Origin of the sequence: Pseudovibrio sp. FO-BEG1, from assembly GCF_000236645.1 — a bacterium.
Lineage (GTDB): Bacteria > Pseudomonadota > Alphaproteobacteria > Rhizobiales > Stappiaceae > Pseudovibrio.
The window spans coordinates 3809770-3827815 of sequence record NC_016642.1 but is presented as its reverse complement, the minus strand read 5'-3'; the positions used below and the strand labels follow the sequence as shown (position 1 = coordinate 3827815).

Genomic DNA, 18046 nt, shown 5'->3' with positions numbered 1-18046 from the left:
GTGGAGCTACAAAGCCTGCGCACTCCTGACGGCGGCGCGCAGGCCTCGGCGGTGGGCGCCGGGGCTGCTCCAGGATTTTAGGAGGAAGTCGCGTATGTCGGCGTGGTGGGCTTTGGTGAACTGTGCGGCTTCCAGTGCGCTGACAATGCGGGAGGTGCGGATGCCTTCGTTGGCAGCGTAGGCGATGAGGGATGGATTGCGGCGGGCCTGAGCGCGGGTGAGGGGATTGCCGTGTTTGTCCAGAATGGTGCCATCAGCGTTGGTTTGCGGTACGGCCATATGGTGGACGGCGACAACTTCCCAGCGGTTGTTGAAGACGGGAGAACCGGAGCTGCCTTTCTGTGTATCGCCCGAGTACCAGCAAAACATGTGTGCATCAGTTCCATTTTCAATATGCAGAAGGTGGTTGTTATGAACGACCACGGCTTTGTTGCGACCAAGGGGATGCTGAATGATATTAATCGGATCTCCTTTCTTGATTTTGCCTTGCTGGCGGATGAGGGCATGCCATCCGTAATGATCCAGTGGAATGAAGCCAGGATCTTCATCCACCACAGCCACCACTGCGATGTCCAGCTCCTCACTGGCCCAGAAAAAACGATCCGGATCGATGGAGCAGATCTTTGAAGGGGTTTGGTTGCCAATGCGGTTGGTTTCTGCGCCGAGCTCAAAGAAGTGGGCTTTGGCGTCCTCTGGCGTGCTGAGAACATGGTGGTTGGTCATCATCAGGCCGTGGCCCACCAGAAAGCCTGTGCCGAACCTCAGTCCTTCCACGTGCTCAATTCTGCCAACAGAACGAGCGGCATAGAGGCCGTACTCAAAAAACTCGATTGGGAGCAGATCGTTTTGTGTGCCGATTAAGGCTTCCTTGCCGATGCTGGTGAGGTCTGGCTTTTCTTCTTCAAAGATCGGGCTCTGAACGGGCGTGGTTTGACCTTCAGACATGGCCAGCGTGGCGGCGCGTTGATTGTAGAGGGCCAACCGTTCCTTGCTGTCTGTTTCTGCCTGAGTTCCTGCCAGAATTGCGCTGCGGGTCTCTTTTAATTCCCCGCTTCGGTCTCTTAGTCGTTGGGCTGCTTTTTCAAGTAATACACTGTTTAAATTCTGTAATTTAAGAGTCATGAAATGTACCTTTAAATTGTTATCTGCATATGGCAAGCTTAACCGTAAACTCACCTCTTGTGTAAAGTTTAGTAGTTAATCGTAGAGGGGGAATACTATGAAAATTACATATGATGAGTTTTTGAAGTTAGCTCGTGACCCAAGTGTCCCTGAAGAACAACTGCTGAAATACTGCAGGGTTGTTCGGCATACGGGTGCATTCGACATACAATTCCAGGTGAAGCCGGAACTGGTGGAGATGACCGAGATTGATGAGGAGTTTGAGAATGCTCTTCAGATCGGTAACTGGGCTTCCCGCATTCGTCGGTACTGGCGCTTCAAAGAAGCCATGAAGGATCATCCTGAACGGCCTATGCTGATCTCTGAAGGGGACAGCTGGTTTCAGTTTCCAATTATCATTGACGATGTGATTGATCATCTGAGCGAGCACTACAACATTTACTCGTTGGGTGCTGCGGGTGATACGGCGCAGAACATGGTCTACGGTCCGGACCGCGCCCGGCGGCGGGAATATCTCTCCGCGCTTTATGACTACAAGGACAAGGTCTCCGGCTTCCTGTTCTCAGCTGCCGGAAATGACATTATCGGCGAAGATCCAGATACGGGTGTTGCAGTTCTCTTTGACATTCTTCAGGACTTCAACGGCGATATCAACGATGTGGACGGACATATCAATCGCGCGGCCTTTGATGAGAAGCTTGCTTTCCTGAAAGGGGCCTATGAGCGGGTGATCAGCGATATTCGCGGGGTTTCTGAGCTGCAGAACATGCCTGTGTTCGTGCATGGCTATGATTACGTGTTCCCTTACAAATGGCAGGGAGATACACGCGATCCGCTGCATGCGGCCAAGGATGAGTGGTTGGGAGAGCCGTTGTCTGACCGCAACATCCCGAGTGTGTTGGGACGGAAGATTATCAGCGCCATGCTGGATGAACTTTATGCCATGCTGGATGGTCTGGCAGCCGCGGATGCCAATGTGATTGTAGTGGATTGCCGGGGTGCTATGCCAAACCTGACGGACTGGGTGGATGAGATCCACGGCACGTCTGATGGTTTTGCCAAGGTTGCAGGCCGGTTCAAGATGGCGATTGATCAGGCGCTGGTTACTCATGGCGCCATGACCTGAACCAAGCAGGTGAGTTGACGTGAGAGCACCGGTTTAGAGGTCCGGTGCTCTCTTTTTTGCCGATGGGGCGGCGTGTTGTGTGAGGTGTTCTTGTCGGCGCTAGGCGAGGATCTGAGAGATGCCTGCTTTGGCAGTGAGTTGCAGTTCCTCGCGCGAGGTGCCGGAGCGGGCGCGTAGGGAGAGACCGTTGAGCAGGCAACCCAGCAGGTGGCCGGTGATCTCGGCGCTTTGTCTGGGCTGGATTTTCTGATCTTTGATCGCGACTTCAACGGTTTCGCGCATGGACTGGTCGATGGTGTCGAGGACCATTCTCAGGACTTCCCTGATCTCCTCATCGGCACCGGCCTCTGCTGGGGCGGTGCAGGTGACAAAACAGCCGAGCGGGCCACCGTCTTCCATGGAAGCTTCTGGGCGGTAAATCTCCATGGCTTTCATGAACACCTTCTCAAGGCCTTTGGAAAGGTCAGGCTCGGAGAGGATGGCGTTTTCGGTGCGTTTACCCATCATCTCTGCGAAATGCTGCAGACATTTGATGTACATGTCCTTCTTGGAGCCAAAAGCGGCATAAAGGCTTGGACGGTTGATTCCGGTCTCTGCAGAGATCTGGTCCAGGCTGGTGGCCGAGAAGCCGTTTTCCCAGAAAATTCGCTGCATTGTGGTTAGGGCGGTCTCTTTGTCATAGAGGCGGGGACGCCCGCGTGGTCGTGATGTACTCATTTATGTACTGCTTCGCATAAAAATATTGAGCTCTAAATATTGATGCGATACGGTACATAATTATTTTTGTAATTGGAAGAGTGAGTTATGTCTGTCACGGCAAAGGATTGTGGAGCCACTGAGCGTGTGATGGGAAGCCTGAACTGGGGCCAGAGAACAGGAGCTTACAGCAAAGGGCGGATGACGCGGCTGGAGCATTTGAAGCTTGTTGGCAATCTGGTGCGCACGCAGCTGGTGGATCTGGGTGATACGGTGAAAGACCGGCTGGGTTTGCTGTCGCCGGTTTCCTCAGAGCTGGAGGCGCTGTTGCCTGCTGAGACCTCATTGGTGCGCGATAGTCTGGATTTTGCGGCGGAGACCCATGATGCAAGACTGTTGCACCACAGTTGGCGGACTTATCTGTTTGGGGTGCTGCTGGGTGAGTATGCAGGTGTATCATTTGATCGGGAGCTGTTGTTCTCCGCAGCGATTTTGCATGACAGCGGGCTGATCAACAATCGCCAGACGCAGGTGCATGAGTGCTGCTTTGCGATTTCTGGGGCGGAGGTGGCGTGCAACCATCTTACCAGCTGTGGGCATGACAGGGACACGGTGCACAAGGTGGGCGATGCGATCGCGCTGCATCTGAATGCCTATGTGTCGGCCCGTGCTCATGGAGGTGAGGCGTATCTGGTGAACCGGGGAGCCATGTGTGATCTGTTTGGTGCCGGGCATCGGCGGATGGCCAAGTCCAGCGTAGAGCAGATTATGCACAAGCACCCGCGGGATGGGGTGATTGAGGCGCTGGAGTTTGAAACTGCAAGACATATGAAGGGCACGCGGCCCTATGTGCTGACGAAACTCACAGGCGGCACAGCGCCCAAAACCGTGTTTGACGTTTACGGCGTGTAGCGCTGATCAGAGCACAAGGGAGAGCAGTTTGCCCACTTCGGTATGCTGTTCTTCGGTGGTTGGGTACTCGCCGCAGACGCGGCTGATGGCGGCGTGGATCATGAAGGCGCGCACAGAAACAGCCCCCAGTTTTGGGTCCATGGCGCGGATGGATTTATCCTGCTGGCCCTTCTCGATGAAGCGCTGAAACAGCTTGTCGATGCTGCCAGCTACATCAAGGAAATTTTCTGCCCGGCTGCCTTTTTCCCAGCCTGCGACGTCGATGAAGATGCGCAGGAATTCTGGTTGTTTTTCAAAGTACTGCAGAATCTTCATGAGAGAGTGATTCAACTGCTCGCGGCCACTTGCTGTGCTTGTTTCAGCTTCCTCGTGCAAGGCATCCACGCAGATCTTGAGCTCCTTCAAACCGATCTCCGCAAACAGGCCGAGCTTGTCACCGAAGTGGGCGAAGAGCGTGCCTTTGGACACGTTGGCCTGCTCCGCGATGCTTTCTGTGCTGACCGCGTTGAAGTTGCCCTGATTGAACAGGTCCGTGGCGGCCACCAGAATGCGCTGGCGGGTTTCTTGCGCGCGTTTTTGTTTGCCCTGAAGCATGGTTCCCTCAAATTCAATAAAGTGACTATGGTCAAAAAATAAATTGACTCCAGTCATATTTTGAAAATAAGTTGACCGCAGTCAAATAAATGGAGTTCCCATGACAAACCGAATTTTTGTGTTTAGCGGTCATCTCGGAGAAGATCGTCTCGGGCATGCTCTTGCTGAGGCTTATGCGGATGCTGCGCGCAAGGCGGGAGCAGAGGTTCGTGTGATGAACCTGAGTGCGATGGCGTTCGATGTTGGCTTGCGGTCTGGCGATTACAAGGGGGGGCAGGGGCTGGAACCTGATCTGGTTGCGTTTCAGGAGAACCTGACCTGGTGCACGCATTGGGTGCCTGTGTACCCGCTGTGGTGGGGCGGTATGCCGGGGCCGATGAAAGGAATGCTGGACCGTACTTTGCTGCCGGGATTTGCGTTCCAGATTGTGGAAGGTGAAGAGCTGCCAGCCAAGCTGCTGACGGGGCGGAGTGCCCGGGTGCTGATCACCAGTGATACCGCTTCGAACTACTATGATGAGCTTTATAATCGCGCTCATGACACAGTGATGGGGCTTCAGATTCTCGACTTTGTCGGGTTTGAAAATCACAGCTTCCGCATGTTCTCACCGACTTACCTGTCGACTGAGGAAGAGCGTGCCGCATGGATTGCTGAGGCGGCTCAACTTGGTGAGCAGGATGCACTTGCCAAGCAGGAAGAGTTGGCTGTCGCCTAAATAAAAGCCCTGCAGGTCAATGACTTGCAGGGCTTTCTTGCGAATATGATTCTGGTTTAACTCAGGCTGGTTCGCTGATGACTTCTGTCTTTTCGCTGGAGCCCCATTCGGTCCAGGAACCGTCATAAAGTGCGTTTTTGCTAAAGCCGACCTGCTCCAGTGCCAGCGTGATAACGGCAGCGGTTACGCCGGAACCGCAAGATGTGATCACCGGGGTGGAAGCATCCACGCCGACCTGCTTGAAGATGTTTTGCAGGTCTTCCTTGGAGCGGAGTTTGCCTTCGTTCAGCAATAGGCCGAATGGCAGGTTGAGAGCTCCCGGCATGTGACCAGCACGAACGCCTTCGCGTGGCTCGGGTGCCAGGCCTTTGAAGCGCTCCGGTGCGCGGGCATCCAGCACAAGGTGGCTGCTGCTGTCCAGTGCATCCTGCACTTCATCCAGATTGCGCACCATGTCGTGGTTGAGCATGGCTGTGAAGTGGCGCTCCAGACGAGTTGGAACCTCATCGGTGAGCGGATAGCCTTCTTCTTTCCAAGCTGGCAGGCCGCCATCCAGAACGAAGACGCTCTCAACGCCAAAGGCACGGAACATCCACCAGACGCGTGCGGCTGAGAAAATGCCAGCGCCGTCGTAGACCACGATGGTCTGGCCGTCGCCAATGCCCATCTTGCGCATTTTGGATGAGAACACGTGTGGCTCCGGCATCATATGCGGAAGCGGGGAGCTCTGGTCGGAGACCTCATCAATGTCCATGAAGACAGCGCCGGGAATGTGCTCTTGCTCGTATTCCTTTTTGGCGTTGCGCTCCATGGCAGGCAGGTACCAGGAGGCATCAATGATGACCACATCGGGTGCATCAAGATGGTCCTTGAGCCAACTTACTGAGACAATTGGATCCTGCGCCATGTGTTAGTCCTCCAACTGGATGCGGACGCGTCTGTTCTGACGGCCTTTTTTCTCAATCTTAGTGATTGCAGCGGTTCCGATCTGTGCGGTATGGGACACATGTGTGCCACCGCATGGTTGCAAATCAACGTTCTCGCCAATTCTTACCAGTCTTACCCGTCCGCTGCCCATTGGTGGTTTTACACTCATGGTCTTTACAAGGCCGGGATTGGCTTCCAACTCTTCGTCGGTGATCCATTCCTGCGTGACAGCATAATCACCAGCAATGAGCTCCTGAAGCTTCCCTGTGAGCTCTTCCTTGTCCAGTGCAGCTTCTGGAATATCGAAGTCCAGACGGCCTGTGCCATCGCTGATCTGGCCGCCGGTGACTGGGAATGGCAGCACGACGGAAAGCAGGTGCAGGGCTGTGTGGACGCGCATGCGCTTGTAGCGGGTTTCCCAATCAACGTGCGCGGTGACCTTTGCTCCTGCGCTCAAGGCTGCTGGCAGCTGCGTGTCTTCTGCTGGCACATGCACGATCTGGGTGCGATCTTTGGAGTAAACGGTAGTCGCAATTGGAATATGGGTGCCGTCTTCCAGCTCAATGGAGCCACTGTCGCCCGGCTGGCCGCCGCCATTGGGGTAAAAGCAGGTCCGGTCCAGAATGATGCCGCCTTCTGGTGTGATTTCGCTTAGAGCCGCTTCGCTGCTGCGCAGGTAGGCATCGTCTCGGTACAAATGTTCTGTCATGGAATAATCTCAAATGGATAGGGAAAGGTGCGCCGTGAAATGATTTGGCGCACCTTCAAGGAGAAGTCTTAAGCGGTGGAGCGTGCGCTGAGCAGTTTGACTGCAAAGGCGGCCATGATACCCGCAAAAGAGTAATCGAGAATGCGCATCACACGTGGAGAGTTGCGCAGGAACTTGGAGACAGCAGAAGCACCAAACACCATGACCAGACTGCTTGGCACGTTCAGCAGAATGAAGAAGAAGCCAAGGAACAGCAGTTTAGAGGTCGCGTATGGATCTGATGCAGACACAAACTGAGGCAGGAAGGTCACGAAGAACAGCACAACTTTCGGGTTGAGCAGGTTGATCGTCACGGCCTTTGCCCAGATGGCTCTTGCGGTTTCGCGGGAGGCTTCACCCTCTTCCAGTGACAGCGCAGAGCCGTTGCGCAGGATCTGGAAGGCCAGATAAACCAGATAAAGCGCGCCAACGGTTTTGAGGATCTGGAAGGCAAACTCTGAGGCGGCGAGCAGGGCGGAGATGCCAACGGCAGCAAGGAACGCGTGGATCATCACGCCGTTTGTTGCGCCAACAATTGCCATCAGGCCGGCTTTGCGGCCCTGCGTGAGCGTTTTGCTCATGAAGAAGGTCATGTCCGGTCCGGGGGTGATGGACAGGATGAAGGCAGCAACGGTGAAACCCGCCATCACACTTAGTTCAGGCACAAAATACATGCGAAAGGCCCTCTGGGTTATTATTCTCAATTGGCCCTAACGTATTTTACTGTGCCAGCGCAAGTCTACTGAACTGTCCTCATTAAAACTAAAGTATTGGTGAGAACAGGCGGGCGGCCTGGGCTAGGACGCGGAAGGCGTAGCGGCGGTTGTTGAGTTCGAGGCGGTCGGTCTGGCGGGCGCCTTTGAAATCCTGCTGCAGCATCTCTTCTGTTTTTTGGATCATGTTCCGACCGGTGAACCACAAGGTGATCTCGAAGTTGATGTTGAAGGAGCGGTTGTCGAAGTTGACTGTGCCGATGCCAGCCAGCTCATTGTCGATGAGGATGACCTTCTCGTGCAGGAAGCCTTCCAGATAGCGGTAGACCTTGATGCCGTGGCTCGCGAGGTTGTCTGCGTGGGCGTAGCTGGCGAGCCAGACGAGCCAGTGGTCGGCTTTCTCCGGCAGCAGGATGCGCACGTCAACACCGCGCAGAGCGGCTGCATAGAGCGCTGTGAGGACTTCAATGCCCGGCACGAAGTAAGGGCTGACGATCCAGAGGCGATCTTTGGCGCGTGCAATGCTCTCTACGAACGTAATGGCGCAGTCTTCCTGAATGTCGGCGGGGCCGGTCGGCATGACCATGACGCTCTCGCCATCTGCTTTCGGGAAGCTGCCCGGCAGTTCCAGTTGGAGGGTTTTGCCAGTGGCGAACTGCCAGTCCTCGCTGAAGGAGAGTGTAGCAGCAAGAGCTGCAGGGCCGGAGACCTTTACGTGCGTGTCGCGCCAATGGCCGAACGTTTCTGAAAGGCCGAGGTACTCTTCGCCGATGTTGTGGCCACCAATCCAGCAATGCTTGCTGTCTGTGACCACCACCTTGCGGTGATTGCGGTAGTTGAGGCGCATTGGCCCCAGCATGCGCATGAGGCGGTGGCGTTTGTTAAACGCGCTGACGCGGACGCCAGCGTCCTGCAGGCGCGTGATGTACTGGGTTGAGAGGGAGCGGGAGCCGATATCATCATAAAGCAGGCAGACACGCAGGCCTGCTTTGGCGCGCTCAATGAGGGCATCTGCCAGCTCCAGTCCGATGCTGTCTTCGCGGATGATGAAGAATTGGACGAGTACGTGCTTTTCTGCGGTGCGAATGCCTTCAATGATGGAGGCGAACATGGCCGGACCGTCAATGAGCAGGTCGCAGGTGTTGTTTTCCAGAAACGGGACGGAGGCCACGCGGGTATGGACGGGCCAATGGCTGCTGGCTGCGCCGTCTACATAGGGTGTGTGGCGGTTGAGGACGTCGGCCTCGATTTGGGAGATGTCATCGCGCACTTCGATGTAATCATCCAGCCGTTTCCACGCGAAGATGAAATAAAGCGGGACGGTTGGCATGGGGATGAAAAACAGAGAGAGCAGCCAGGCAATGCTGCCTTGCGAGGTGCGGGAGTACATGATCTCGCGAATGGCACAAACCACTGCCAATGCGTAGAAAAATACACTGAATAGGGCGATCAGGGAGAGGAGGCTGAATGAAGATTCCAAGCGTTACAACTCCTGTAATGCGAGGACCTACTTATAGCTGTGCCAAGAGGATTGGTCAAAACCTCTTGGCGAATTTTGCAATGCTTTCCGTTAAGGGCAGGTTGTCGGAGCTTATTGGCGCTTTCTGGAAAGCTGGCGCCCTAAAGCGGGCACCAAAGGCTGATCATGCTGCTTCGAACGGGATAGCGATGTCGGACTTGCGTTCCATCCACTCTGGCACTGGCAGGCCTTTTTCGCGCAGAAATGTTGGGTTGAACATCTTGCCCTGATAGCGGGTGCCATAATCACACAGCACGGTCACGATGGTGTGGGCCGGACCAAGTTCTTTTGCCAGACGAATAGCGCCAGCTACGTTGATGCCGGAGGAGCCGCCGAGGCAGAGGCCTTCGTTCTGCAGCAGTTCGAAGTTGATCAGGAGGCCTTCTTCATCCGAGATGCGGTAAGGGATGTCGATCGGCGCGTCTTCCAGATTCGCGGTGATGCGGCCCTGACCGATGCCCTCTGAGATGGAGGAGCCTTCGGACTTCAGCTCGCCATGGGCGTAGTAATTGTAGAGCGCTGCGCCGTGTGGATCAGCGAGGCCGATCTTGATGTTCGGGTTCTTTTCCTTCAGACCGATACCGGTACCCGCCAGTGTGCCGCCAGTGCCGACTGCGCAGATGAAACCGTCGACTTTGCCGTCGGTCTGCTGCCAGATTTCCTGAGCGGTGGTTTCAATGTGACCCTGACGGTTGGCGACATTGTCAAACTGGTTGGCCCAGATGGCGCCTTGCGGATGGGTCTTGTTCAGCTCTTCTGCGATGCGCTGAGAAACTTTGATGTAGTTATTCGGGTTCTTATACGGAACAGCCGGAACTTCGATCAGCTCAGCACCTGCAATGCGCAGCATGTCTTTCTTTTCCTGAGACTGGGTCTCGGGAATGACGATGACAGAGCGGTAGCCCAGTGCGTTGCCGACCAGTGCAAGGCCGATGCCGGTGTTGCCTGCGGTGCCTTCCACGATGATGCCGCCTGGCTTCAGGGTGCCGCGTTTGACGGCATCGCGGATGATGAAGAGCGCAGCGCGGTCCTTGACGGACTGGCCCGGGTTCATGAACTCAGCTTTGCCGAGGATTTCACAGCCGGTACGCTCAGAAGGGCCTTTGAGGCGAATGAGGGGGGTGTTGCCGATAGCTTCGATGGCAGAGGCGCGCGTGTCCATAGTGTCTCTCAAATAACTCGTATCAGGATAAATTTCAGAATGCGGGTATTCGACCCCTTTTGAGACCACGCTACTGTGCTGGCCCGGCAAGAACAAGAAATGGGCTGCCAAAGGGTGCGTTAGACTAGGATATTATTCTCTTCGGATTTCCGTAGGAGAATAAAATTGCTCACGGGGTGTGTGCGGTTCGAATGTGCGCGCTAAATGCGATTTGAGAGAGTATCGATTTGCGCGCAGCTGGTTCCTGTCAGGATCTGCTTTCCAGCCAAGAGATGGCGTCTTTGGTGGCCTTCCAGAGGATTTCACCATTCTCTCCTGCGCGGAGCATGAAAGAATTATGAACTTCCTCTGGAACAGGCTGCACCTCCAGCAGGTTCACCTGCGTATCCAACGCTGGGGCAAAAGCTTCCTTGCGGGTGACCACAAAGCGCTCATCCGTTGGTACGCGGGACTGGTCCTTCTTCAGAGCAGCCGACTGCATGGCTTTGCTGTGGCTGTCTGGCTGCATCACGGTCACCGCAATGGCCCTGCCATCTGGCAGGAGATGGGTTTCGTTCTGCTGGACTTCGGAGTTGTAAATGACTTCGCCGTGCTGATCGATCAGCTCGACCCATAGGGTTTTGCGGCCCTGAATTTCGACTTCACCTACCCAGATGGACAGATCGCTTTCCAGCGGGTCTGCATAAGGGGCTTTGGGTGGTGGGGCGACGGTGACGGCGAGGTAGTCCTCTGGCATGGCGTAGGTGTTGCCGTCCGCGGACTTATCAATAAGCTGCGGGCCGGAAGGTGTGACCGGATCCGTTGCAGGAGGTGTTTCTGCCAGAGCAGGCGCGGCCAGCGTGAGCGGCGCAGCGAGACAGGCGGCAAGAAGACCAGATTTTGCGAAGCGAAAATTCAAGACGTGCGACAGACCGCACAGCGGAAACAGACTACTCATTGATGGCTCCCTGACTTTCACGCAGCAACTTTCCCAGAGGGGGCGCCTTATTGTGTGCAATAACACAGTCATCACGAAGTAGTGACTATGATAAATTGCACCAGATACATTAGAGGTATACGTATTTACTTAGAGTATCTATGCCATAATAATTGTATATAAATTATGTTTCGCGTATTTATACTTTCAGCTTATTTAATTGCTATTGTATAAAATTTTCATTGTGTTGATTTGCTATATGAAATGGAGAGAACTGTGATGGATGTCTCAGTTTCTCTCATTGGCAAAAAAATCACTTATTTTTTCAAGTGGCTTAAGTTTTTGAAACAACAGCGCTTCATTTCTGCCCCTTTTGTGTGGGGTGCGCCTGCCTGTAGTGCGGCGTTTTAAGTGCTGCGTGATATGCACAGCTCTCCCAGCTTATGAACTCCCCGATAATTTGGGGAGGCGTTGCTTGGCTAGTTGGTTGCCATATGCAGGATCAGGGTGAGTTTTGCGGCGAAATGGAGTGCCTCCGCTTTTGTGCGGAAGAGAGTTCTACCCAGATGGACTCCGTTTCTTCGGCCTGCGGCACTTGCCAGTGCTGCGGTTTCGCTGCGCGTGAACATGGTTTTCTACCCACTGTTTTTATTATTGTAGGGTTAGACGCGCGCGCACGAATTCTGTGAGATGAAACACTGATTTAAAGGGGAGGGGAAATTCAAAAAGGATGGCTCCCCGGGCCGGATTCGAACCAGCGACCAAGCGGTTAACAGCCGCTTGCTCTACCACTGAGCTACCGGGGATCATGACACCCTTGCGAGTTTGCCTCGCCGTTTGCGTGAGGAGGCTTTTACAGAGGCATGGTGTGTTTGCCAAGTCGTTTTTTAGGAATTTTTCGATTTGTGGACAGTTTCTCGTTTTTTTTATTGAGATATCCAAGGGGGTTAGCCAGAAATCTCCAAAAACCGCGGATTTTGCGGGTTTGATTTTCCGGTGATGTTGGAATCCTCACAAAGACAATTGACAGGGGAGCTGATTGCGCCCCACACTTAAGCCCAGAACTCCAGTTTCTTTTCGTCTGTGCCGAGGCTCCAGGCGGAAGGATTAAACGGGAATGCGGTTCCATATATATGGAAGTAAGCCGCAGCTGCCCCCGCAACTGTGAGCGGCGAGATCATTGCGATAATCCCACTGGCCTTTCTTAAGGCTGGGAAGGGGCTGTGATCGACAGAGCCGCAAGCCAGGAGACCGGCTGGAGATATGATTTGACATAGGACTGCTGTCGGGTGGACGGCGAGAGGTGCTCATGACACATATTTCCCTGTCTCCGTGTGAGACAGCTGCTGTACTTTCATATTCTTTGAGTGAAGCTTCGGCTTCCATGCGCTTGCTGATCAGCTAATTCAGATGGCTGAACAGAGCGGCGACCTTTGCGTTCGCCATTGTCTCGTAACGGGCGGTGCTCGTTCCGGGAAAAGCGTATATGCGGAAAAACTGGTTTTAAGCAGCGGGCGACGCCCGACTTATATTGCGACAGGCCAGGCCTTTGATGGTGAAATGGAGGAACGTATCGCGCATCATAAGATGCAGCGAGGCGACCTTTGGGACACTGTTGAGGAGCCGCTGGAGCTTGTGCGCGTGCTGAAAGAGCATGCCCATGCGGAGTGCGCCATCCTCGTTGATTGCCTAACGCTTTGGCTTTCCAACCTTATGCATGCCCAGCGGGACTGGAGCGTTGAGCTTGAGCAGCTGCGTGCTGTGCTCTCCGATCTGCCATGCCCCGTTGTGTTTGTTGGCAATGAGGTGGGCATGGGCATTGTGCCTGAAAACGCCATGGCCCGCGCCTTTCGTGATGAGGCCGGGCGCCTCAACCAGCGTATCGCTGAGTTTTGCCACTACGTGATGTTTGTTGCTGCCGGTCAACCGTTGCAGCTGAAGCCTGCTGTTTTTCCGGAGATTTCCCTATGACTGTTTCTTTTGCTGCCCCTTCTAAAAAAATTCCTGCTGTCATTATCACTGGTTTTCTGGGTGCCGGAAAAACCACATTGGTCCGCAGTCTTTTGATGAAAGCGCAGGACAAGCGCATTGCGCTCATCGTCAACGAGTTTGGCGAGATGGGCTTTGATGGATCGCTGGTCAATGGTTGTGCTGATCCGGATTGTTCAGCTGAGGAAGTGGTGGAGCTGGCCAATGGCTGCATCTGCTGTACGGTGGCGGATGATTTTCTGCCAACCATGGAAATGCTTCTGGAGCGGGAGCAAGTACCGGATGTGATCGTGATTGAGACCTCTGGTCTGGCTTTGCCGCAGCCTTTGGTGCGGGCATTTAATTGGCCTTCCGTGAAACCGCGCGTCACCGTCGATAGTGTGGTGACTGTGGTGGATGCGCCAGCAGTTGCTGCTGGCAAGGTAGCCTCTGATGAAGAGGCGGTTGCGGCGCAGCGTGCTGCAGATGAGGCGCTGGACCATGAAAGCCCGGTAGAAGAGCTGTTTGCTGACCAGCTGACCTGCGCCGACCTTGTTGTGCTTTCCAAAGCAGATCTTTTGACTGATGAAGAGCTTGCTGCGGTGAAGGCAACCATCAATGGCCGTTTGCGCGATGGGGTTGAGATTGTGGCTACCTCTCATGGTGAGCTGGCACTGGATGTTCTGCTGGGCCGGGATGCCGGGGCAGAGGATGATATGGACTTGCGTCTTTCTCATCATGAAGCGCAGCATGCTCACGACCACGACCACGACCACGACCACGACCACGACCACGACCACGACCACGACCACGACCACGACCACGACCACGACCACGACCACGACCACGACCACCACCATCATCATCACGATCATTCCCATGATGACTTTGAGAGTTTTGTGCTGCCAACCCGCCGGTTTGCCTCCATTGAGGAGGTGAAAGCTCAGGTGGAGGCGGCCATGAAGGTTTCCGGCGTGCTGCGGATTAAAGGCAGTGTGGTGGTGGAAGGCAAAGTGGCGCCGGTGCTGGTGCAGGCGGTTGGCCCACGTGTGGAAGCCTGGTTTGCGGCTGGCAGTGAAAGCCATTCCAAGCTGGTTGTGATTGGTCTTGCAGGATTGGACAAGCATAGCGTGAATGCTGCGCTGAGTGAATTTGAGTTGGTTTCTGCCTGATGCACGTACTTGTCGGGCAATCACGCCGATTGGATGATGGAGAAGAGGCTGTCGATCTGGGGCAGACGCCTGCGGATGTTGTGTTTTTAAGCGCAGCGGACACAGAGCTTGCTGGCCTTGCGGCCGCCCATGCCCAGCATGAGGGCTACTCCCTGCGGCTTGCCAGTTTTCTGGCGCTGTCCCATCCGTACTCTGTTGACCTTTATATTGAGCAGTGCATTCAAGCCTCCAAGCTTGTGGTCGTGCGCCTGTTGGGCGGCGTTGAATACTGGCGCTACGGCGTTGAACGGCTGGAAGCGGTCGCCCGTGCTGAAGGTGTGAAGCTGGTTCTGCTGCCGGGGGATGATAAGTGGGATGAGGAGCTTGCAAAGCGTTCCACCGTACCGCTGGAAACTGCGCAGATGTTGTGGCGCTATCTGATTGAGGGTGGTGCTGAGAACCTTTCCGGTGCCTTGCTTTATGCGGCGCGGATTGCTGAGCTACCAGTTGAAACACCTTCTGAGCCTATGGCGTTGCCGCGGGCCGGGCTGATGTTGCAGGGGCATTCGCTTCCTTCCTTGGATGATGTGCGGGCGAGCTGGAAAGATCCGAGCCGTCCTGTTGCAGCCATCGTGTTTTATCGGGCGCTTTATCAAAGCGGAGCAATTGAGCCAGTGCAGGCATTATGCCATGAGCTTGAGGCACAGGGGATAAATCCGCTGGTGCTTTATGTGGCGAGCCTGAAACAGGCGGAATGCGCGGCGGTTGTTTCCAGCGTGTTTGAAGAGTGCCCGCCTGATGTGGTTCTGAACGCCACGGCCTTTGCTTTGTCAAACGCTGGGGCTGTTCATTCCGGCACGGTGCTGGACAATCCAAGTGCATGCGTTCTGCAAATCGTACTGTCGTCTTCCTCTGAAGAGGGCTGGGCGGAGAGTGATCAGGGCTTATCCCCGCGCGACCTTGCTATGCATGTGGTGCTGCCGGAAATCGATGGCCGTCTTTTGACGCGTGCGATCTCGTTTAAGGAAGAAGGTGGCCGCGATACCAAAACACAATGTTCGCTTGTTCGTTTTGTACCAAAACCGGACCGGGTGCAGTTTGTAGCGGCACTAGCGGCCAATTGGGCGTGGTTGAAACACAAAAACACATATGAACGCAAAGTCGGCATAGTGCTCGCAAACTATCCCAACAAGGATGGGCGTATAGCAAACGGCGTGGGGCTGGATACGCCTGCCTCTTGCGCGCATCTGCTTTCTGCCATGAAAACAGAAGGTTATAGCGTTGCTGAGAATGCGCCTCGTTCTTCTGAGGCGTTGATAGAGGATCTGCTGGCAGGCCCAACCAATGCACTTAGCAACGCAAACCAACGCAAAGGCGGGGAAGAGCTGCCGCTGGAGCGTTATAAGCAGCTGTTTTCTCAGCTGCCTTTGGCGGTGCGCGCGGGGATTGAGGAACGTTGGGGTGCACCAGAGGATGATCCGCATGTTTTGGACGGATCTTTCCAATTGGCGCTGAAGACTTATGGCAATGTCACAGTCGGTATTCAGCCAGCACGCGGCTATAACATTGATCCTAAAGAGACTTATCACGATCCGGCGCTGAATCCGCCGCATCATTACCTCGCCTGGTACATGTGGCTGCGTGACAGCTTTGAGGCGGACGCACTTATTCACCTTGGCAAACACGGCAACCTTGAATGGCTACCCGGAAAAGCCCTAGCCTTATCAGAGGCTTGTTACCCAGAGGCGGTGATTGGGCCACTGCCGAATATCTATCCTTTCATCGTCAACGATCCCGGTGAGGGTTCTCAGGCCAAGCGGCGGTTATCCTCGGTGATCATTGATCATCTTACCCCTCCGCTCGCCCGTGCTGAGAGTCACGGTTCCGCTCTGGAGCTGGAAGCACTACTGGATGAGTATTACATCGCTGCAGGGGTGGACCACCGCCGCCTGAAAGCGCTTGGAAAAGAGATACTTGGCGTTGCTGCCCGTGAAGGTATGGACAAGGATATCGGTCTGACTTCCGATATGGATGAGGACACCCGTCTGGCGCGGCTGGATGCCTATCTTTGTGACCTGAAAGAGCTTCAAATCCGTGATGGTCTGCACATTCTTGGGCAGTCTCCTAAGGGCGAGCAGCGAGCAGAGTTGCTGGTGGCCTTGCTACGCGTGCCGCGTGGTGAAAAGCCTCATGAGAACAGTCTGTTACGCGCACTTGCTGAGGATTTGAATCTGGCTGGGTTTGATCCGCTGGACTGTGCATTTGAGCAGGCATGGGAAAGTGCGCGGCCAATGGTTTTGCAGGAGCTGTTAGAGGCTCCATGGCGCAGCTGCGGGGACACGGTTGAGCGGCTGGAAGCGCTGGCGCTTGAGCTGGTTTCTGGTGCGCGGGTGGTTCCTTCTGCGTTTACAGCGACTTCTGCGGTGTTGGAGGCGATGAGCCAAGAGATTGCACGCAATGTGGATGCGTCTGGCTCTGCTGAGGTGGAGGGGGTGTTATCCTCCCTTGCGGGTCGGTTTGTCCCCCCTGGGCCATCTGGTGCGCCGTCCCGTGGTCGTCCTGACGTGTTGCCGACCGGGCGTAACTTTTATTCTGTTGACGTTCGCTCCGTTCCCACAAAGGTTGCCTGGAGGCTGGGTGAGAGAAGCGCTAGCGCGTTGATACTACGTCATTTTCAGGATCACGGTGAGTGGCTGCAAAGCATCGCCATGAGCTGCTGGGGAACGGCAAATATGCGCACTGGCGGGGATGATATCGCTCAGGCTTTGGCCTTGATCGGTGCCCGTCCGGTGTGGGAAGAGGCCTCTGGCCGCGTAACAGGATTCGAGATTGTCCCACTTTCCGAACTCCAACGGCCCCGAGTTGACGTAACCCTCAGAATTTCCGGCTTTTTTCGCGATGCGTTCCCGCAACTCATACATCTGTTCGATGCTGCCGTTGCTGCGATCTCAGAGTTAGATGAACCGGAAGATGCCAATCCACTGGCGGCTCGCTTCAGGTCAGAGCTTGGGGGATTACTGGCCAAAGGCGTTGACGAAGGACAGGCCCGTAAGCGGGCGTCCACACGGATTTTCGGCAGTAAACCAGGGGCTTATGGGGCTGGATTGCAGGCTTTGATTGATGAGGAACTGTGGGATAAACGCGCAGATTTTGCGGAGAGTTTCCTTGAATGGGGCGGTTATGCCTATGGCCGTTCGCAGGAAGGCGAGCAAGCCAAAGAAGATCTGGTCACCCGCCTTTCTCAAGCTGATGCAGTGGTTCACAATCAGGACAATAGAGAGCACGATCTCCTTGATTCTGATGACTATTATCAGTTTGAGGGCGGTCTGGCAGCGACGGTTGAAACGCTGAAAGGCGATGCTCCACACATCTACCACAACGACCATTCCCGCCCTGAACGTCCTGTCATTCACACGCTTTCAGAAGAAATCGGGCGGGTTGTCAGGGGGAGAGCTGCCAATCCAAAATGGATCGCTGGTGTCATGCGCCACGGGTATAAAGGTGCTTTTGAGATGGCGGCGACACTGGATTATCTTTTTGCTTTTGGGGCGACAACCAATGCCGTTTCGCACCATCATTTCGATCAGCTCTATGATGCATATCTTTATGATGATGAGGTGCGGGACTTTATTGCGGAGAAGAATTCCGCAGCGCTTTTGGAAATGACCGAGCGATTTTTAGAGGTCATTCAACGAGATATGTGGGTGCCAAAACGAAACAGCGCCTATGATGATTTGTTAGAGTTGCGACGCGCACTCATGGATGGAGGGGAATAAC

The 18046-nt window shown here is 54.8% G+C and carries 16 protein-coding genes, 1 tRNA gene and 1 riboswitch; of the genes, 6 read left to right on the top strand and 11 right to left on the bottom strand.

Features of this window, described 5'->3' with window-relative positions; genetic code table 11:
- Positions 1–6 precede the first annotated feature (6 nt).
- Positions 7–1122, bottom strand: coding sequence for a serine protease (locus PSE_RS17120; RefSeq protein ID WP_014286010.1), 1116 nt, complete (start codon positions 1120–1122; stop codon positions 7–9).
- Between the two features lie 97 nt (positions 1123–1219).
- On the opposite strand from PSE_RS17120, the gene PSE_RS17115 reads away from it, so the two are divergent.
- Positions 1220–2248: a hypothetical protein gene (locus PSE_RS17115; protein ID WP_014286009.1), complete on the top strand. Its 1029-nt coding sequence runs from the start codon at positions 1220–1222 to the stop codon at positions 2246–2248.
- A 99-nt stretch (positions 2249–2347) separates the two neighbouring features.
- Here the strand turns inward: PSE_RS17115 and PSE_RS17110 are convergent, their stop codons facing one another.
- Positions 2348–2965 (bottom strand): TetR/AcrR family transcriptional regulator, encoded by a 618-nt coding sequence (locus PSE_RS17110; protein ID WP_008546874.1) that lies wholly within the window; start codon positions 2963–2965, stop codon positions 2348–2350.
- Positions 2966–3052: 87 nt separating this feature from the next.
- Between PSE_RS17110 and PSE_RS17105 the strand changes: the two genes are divergently transcribed.
- Positions 3053–3856, top strand: coding sequence for an HD domain-containing protein (locus tag PSE_RS17105; RefSeq protein WP_014286007.1), 804 nt, complete (start codon positions 3053–3055; stop codon positions 3854–3856).
- 6 nt (positions 3857–3862) lie between these two features.
- Here PSE_RS17105 and PSE_RS17100 read toward each other — a convergent pair whose 3' ends face one another.
- Positions 3863–4450, bottom strand: coding sequence for a TetR/AcrR family transcriptional regulator (locus PSE_RS17100; RefSeq protein ID WP_008546589.1), 588 nt, complete (start codon positions 4448–4450; stop codon positions 3863–3865).
- Positions 4451–4550: 100 nt separating this feature from the next.
- On the opposite strand from PSE_RS17100, the gene PSE_RS17095 reads away from it, so the two are divergent.
- Positions 4551–5165, top strand: a complete 615-nt coding sequence (locus PSE_RS17095; protein ID WP_014286006.1) for an NAD(P)H-dependent oxidoreductase — start codon at positions 4551–4553, stop codon at positions 5163–5165.
- A gap of 61 nt (positions 5166–5226) precedes the next feature.
- On the opposite strand, the gene sseA is transcribed toward PSE_RS17095, so the two are convergent.
- The 8 genes from sseA to PSE_RS17060 form a co-directional block, all read right to left on the bottom strand.
- Entirely contained in the window at positions 5227–6072 is an 846-nt protein-coding gene (gene sseA, locus PSE_RS17090; RefSeq protein WP_014286005.1) for a 3-mercaptopyruvate sulfurtransferase, read from the bottom strand.
- Between the two features lie 3 nt (positions 6073–6075).
- A complete protein-coding gene (locus PSE_RS17085) occupies positions 6076–6801 on the bottom strand; it encodes an alanyl-tRNA editing protein (protein ID WP_014286004.1) in 726 nt (241 codons plus the stop codon).
- Between the two features lie 68 nt (positions 6802–6869).
- Positions 6870–7514 (bottom strand): LysE family translocator, encoded by a 645-nt coding sequence (locus PSE_RS17080; RefSeq protein ID WP_008546863.1) that lies wholly within the window; start codon positions 7512–7514, stop codon positions 6870–6872.
- An 88-nt stretch (positions 7515–7602) separates the two neighbouring features.
- Positions 7603–9033, bottom strand: coding sequence for a cardiolipin synthase (gene cls, locus PSE_RS17075; protein WP_041768646.1), 1431 nt, complete (start codon positions 9031–9033; stop codon positions 7603–7605).
- Between the two features lie 163 nt (positions 9034–9196).
- Positions 9197–10234: a cysteine synthase A gene (locus PSE_RS17070; RefSeq protein WP_014286002.1), complete on the bottom strand. Its 1038-nt coding sequence runs from the start codon at positions 10232–10234 to the stop codon at positions 9197–9199.
- A 247-nt stretch (positions 10235–10481) separates the two neighbouring features.
- Positions 10482–11171, bottom strand: a complete 690-nt coding sequence (locus tag PSE_RS17065) for a hypothetical protein (RefSeq protein WP_014286001.1) — start codon at positions 11169–11171, stop codon at positions 10482–10484.
- Between the two features lie 458 nt (positions 11172–11629).
- On the bottom strand, positions 11630–11779 hold the full coding sequence (locus PSE_RS27395; RefSeq protein WP_008546290.1) for a hypothetical protein: 150 nt from the start codon (positions 11777–11779) through the stop codon (positions 11630–11632).
- 102 nt (positions 11780–11881) lie between these two features.
- Positions 11882–11956: transfer RNA gene (locus PSE_RS17060), tRNA-Asn, on the bottom strand.
- Between the two features lie 248 nt (positions 11957–12204).
- A riboswitch (cobalamin riboswitch) is annotated at positions 12205–12425 on the top strand.
- A gap of 135 nt (positions 12426–12560) precedes the next feature.
- On the opposite strand from PSE_RS17060, the gene cobU reads away from it, so the two are divergent.
- The 3 genes from cobU to cobN are packed head-to-tail and all read left to right on the top strand — an operon-like array spanning position 12561 to position 18045.
- The gene (gene cobU / locus PSE_RS17055) at positions 12561–13121 is read left to right on the top strand and encodes a bifunctional adenosylcobinamide kinase/adenosylcobinamide-phosphate guanylyltransferase (protein ID WP_083841585.1); all 561 of its coding nucleotides are present in this window, start codon (positions 12561–12563) and stop codon (positions 13119–13121) included.
- Positions 13118–14290 (top strand): cobalamin biosynthesis protein CobW, encoded by a 1173-nt coding sequence (cobW, locus tag PSE_RS17050; RefSeq protein ID WP_014285996.1) that lies wholly within the window; start codon positions 13118–13120, stop codon positions 14288–14290. The genes cobU and cobW overlap by 4 nt, the downstream gene beginning before the upstream one ends.
- The gene (gene cobN, locus PSE_RS17045) at positions 14290–18045 is read left to right on the top strand and encodes a cobaltochelatase subunit CobN (protein ID WP_041768645.1); all 3756 of its coding nucleotides are present in this window, start codon (positions 14290–14292) and stop codon (positions 18043–18045) included. Before cobW ends, cobN begins: the two co-directional genes overlap by 1 nt.
- Position 18046 lies beyond the last annotated feature (1 nt).

What these genes read in the sequence shown, in the direction of transcription:
- PSE_RS17120 (WP_014286010.1), bottom strand. Translation starts at nt 1,122, where the DNA reads ATGACTCTTAAATTACAGAATTTAAACAGTGTATTACTTGAAAAAGCA.
- PSE_RS17115 (WP_014286009.1), top strand. Translation starts at nt 1,220, where the DNA reads ATGAAAATTACATATGATGAGTTTTTGAAGTTAGCTCGTGACCCAAGT.
- PSE_RS17110 (WP_008546874.1), bottom strand. Translation starts at nt 2,965, where the DNA reads ATGAGTACATCACGACCACGCGGGCGTCCCCGCCTCTATGACAAAGAG.
- PSE_RS17105 (WP_014286007.1), top strand. Translation starts at nt 3,053, where the DNA reads ATGTCTGTCACGGCAAAGGATTGTGGAGCCACTGAGCGTGTGATGGGA.
- PSE_RS17100 (WP_008546589.1), bottom strand. Translation starts at nt 4,450, where the DNA reads ATGCTTCAGGGCAAACAAAAACGCGCGCAAGAAACCCGCCAGCGCATT.
- PSE_RS17095 (WP_014286006.1), top strand. Translation starts at nt 4,551, where the DNA reads ATGACAAACCGAATTTTTGTGTTTAGCGGTCATCTCGGAGAAGATCGT.
- sseA (WP_014286005.1), bottom strand. Translation starts at nt 6,072, where the DNA reads ATGGCGCAGGATCCAATTGTCTCAGTAAGTTGGCTCAAGGACCATCTT.
- PSE_RS17085 (WP_014286004.1), bottom strand. Translation starts at nt 6,801, where the DNA reads ATGACAGAACATTTGTACCGAGACGATGCCTACCTGCGCAGCAGCGAA.
- PSE_RS17080 (WP_008546863.1), bottom strand. Translation starts at nt 7,514, where the DNA reads ATGTATTTTGTGCCTGAACTAAGTGTGATGGCGGGTTTCACCGTTGCT.
- PSE_RS17070 (WP_014286002.1), bottom strand. Translation starts at nt 10,234, where the DNA reads ATGGACACGCGCGCCTCTGCCATCGAAGCTATCGGCAACACCCCCCTC.
- PSE_RS17065 (WP_014286001.1), bottom strand. Translation starts at nt 11,171, where the DNA reads ATGAGTAGTCTGTTTCCGCTGTGCGGTCTGTCGCACGTCTTGAATTTT.
- PSE_RS27395 (WP_008546290.1), bottom strand. Translation starts at nt 11,779, where the DNA reads ATGTTCACGCGCAGCGAAACCGCAGCACTGGCAAGTGCCGCAGGCCGA.
- cobU (WP_083841585.1), top strand. Translation starts at nt 12,561, where the DNA reads ATGGCTGAACAGAGCGGCGACCTTTGCGTTCGCCATTGTCTCGTAACG.
- cobW (WP_014285996.1), top strand. Translation starts at nt 13,118, where the DNA reads ATGACTGTTTCTTTTGCTGCCCCTTCTAAAAAAATTCCTGCTGTCATT.
- cobN (WP_041768645.1), top strand. Translation starts at nt 14,290, where the DNA reads ATGCACGTACTTGTCGGGCAATCACGCCGATTGGATGATGGAGAAGAG.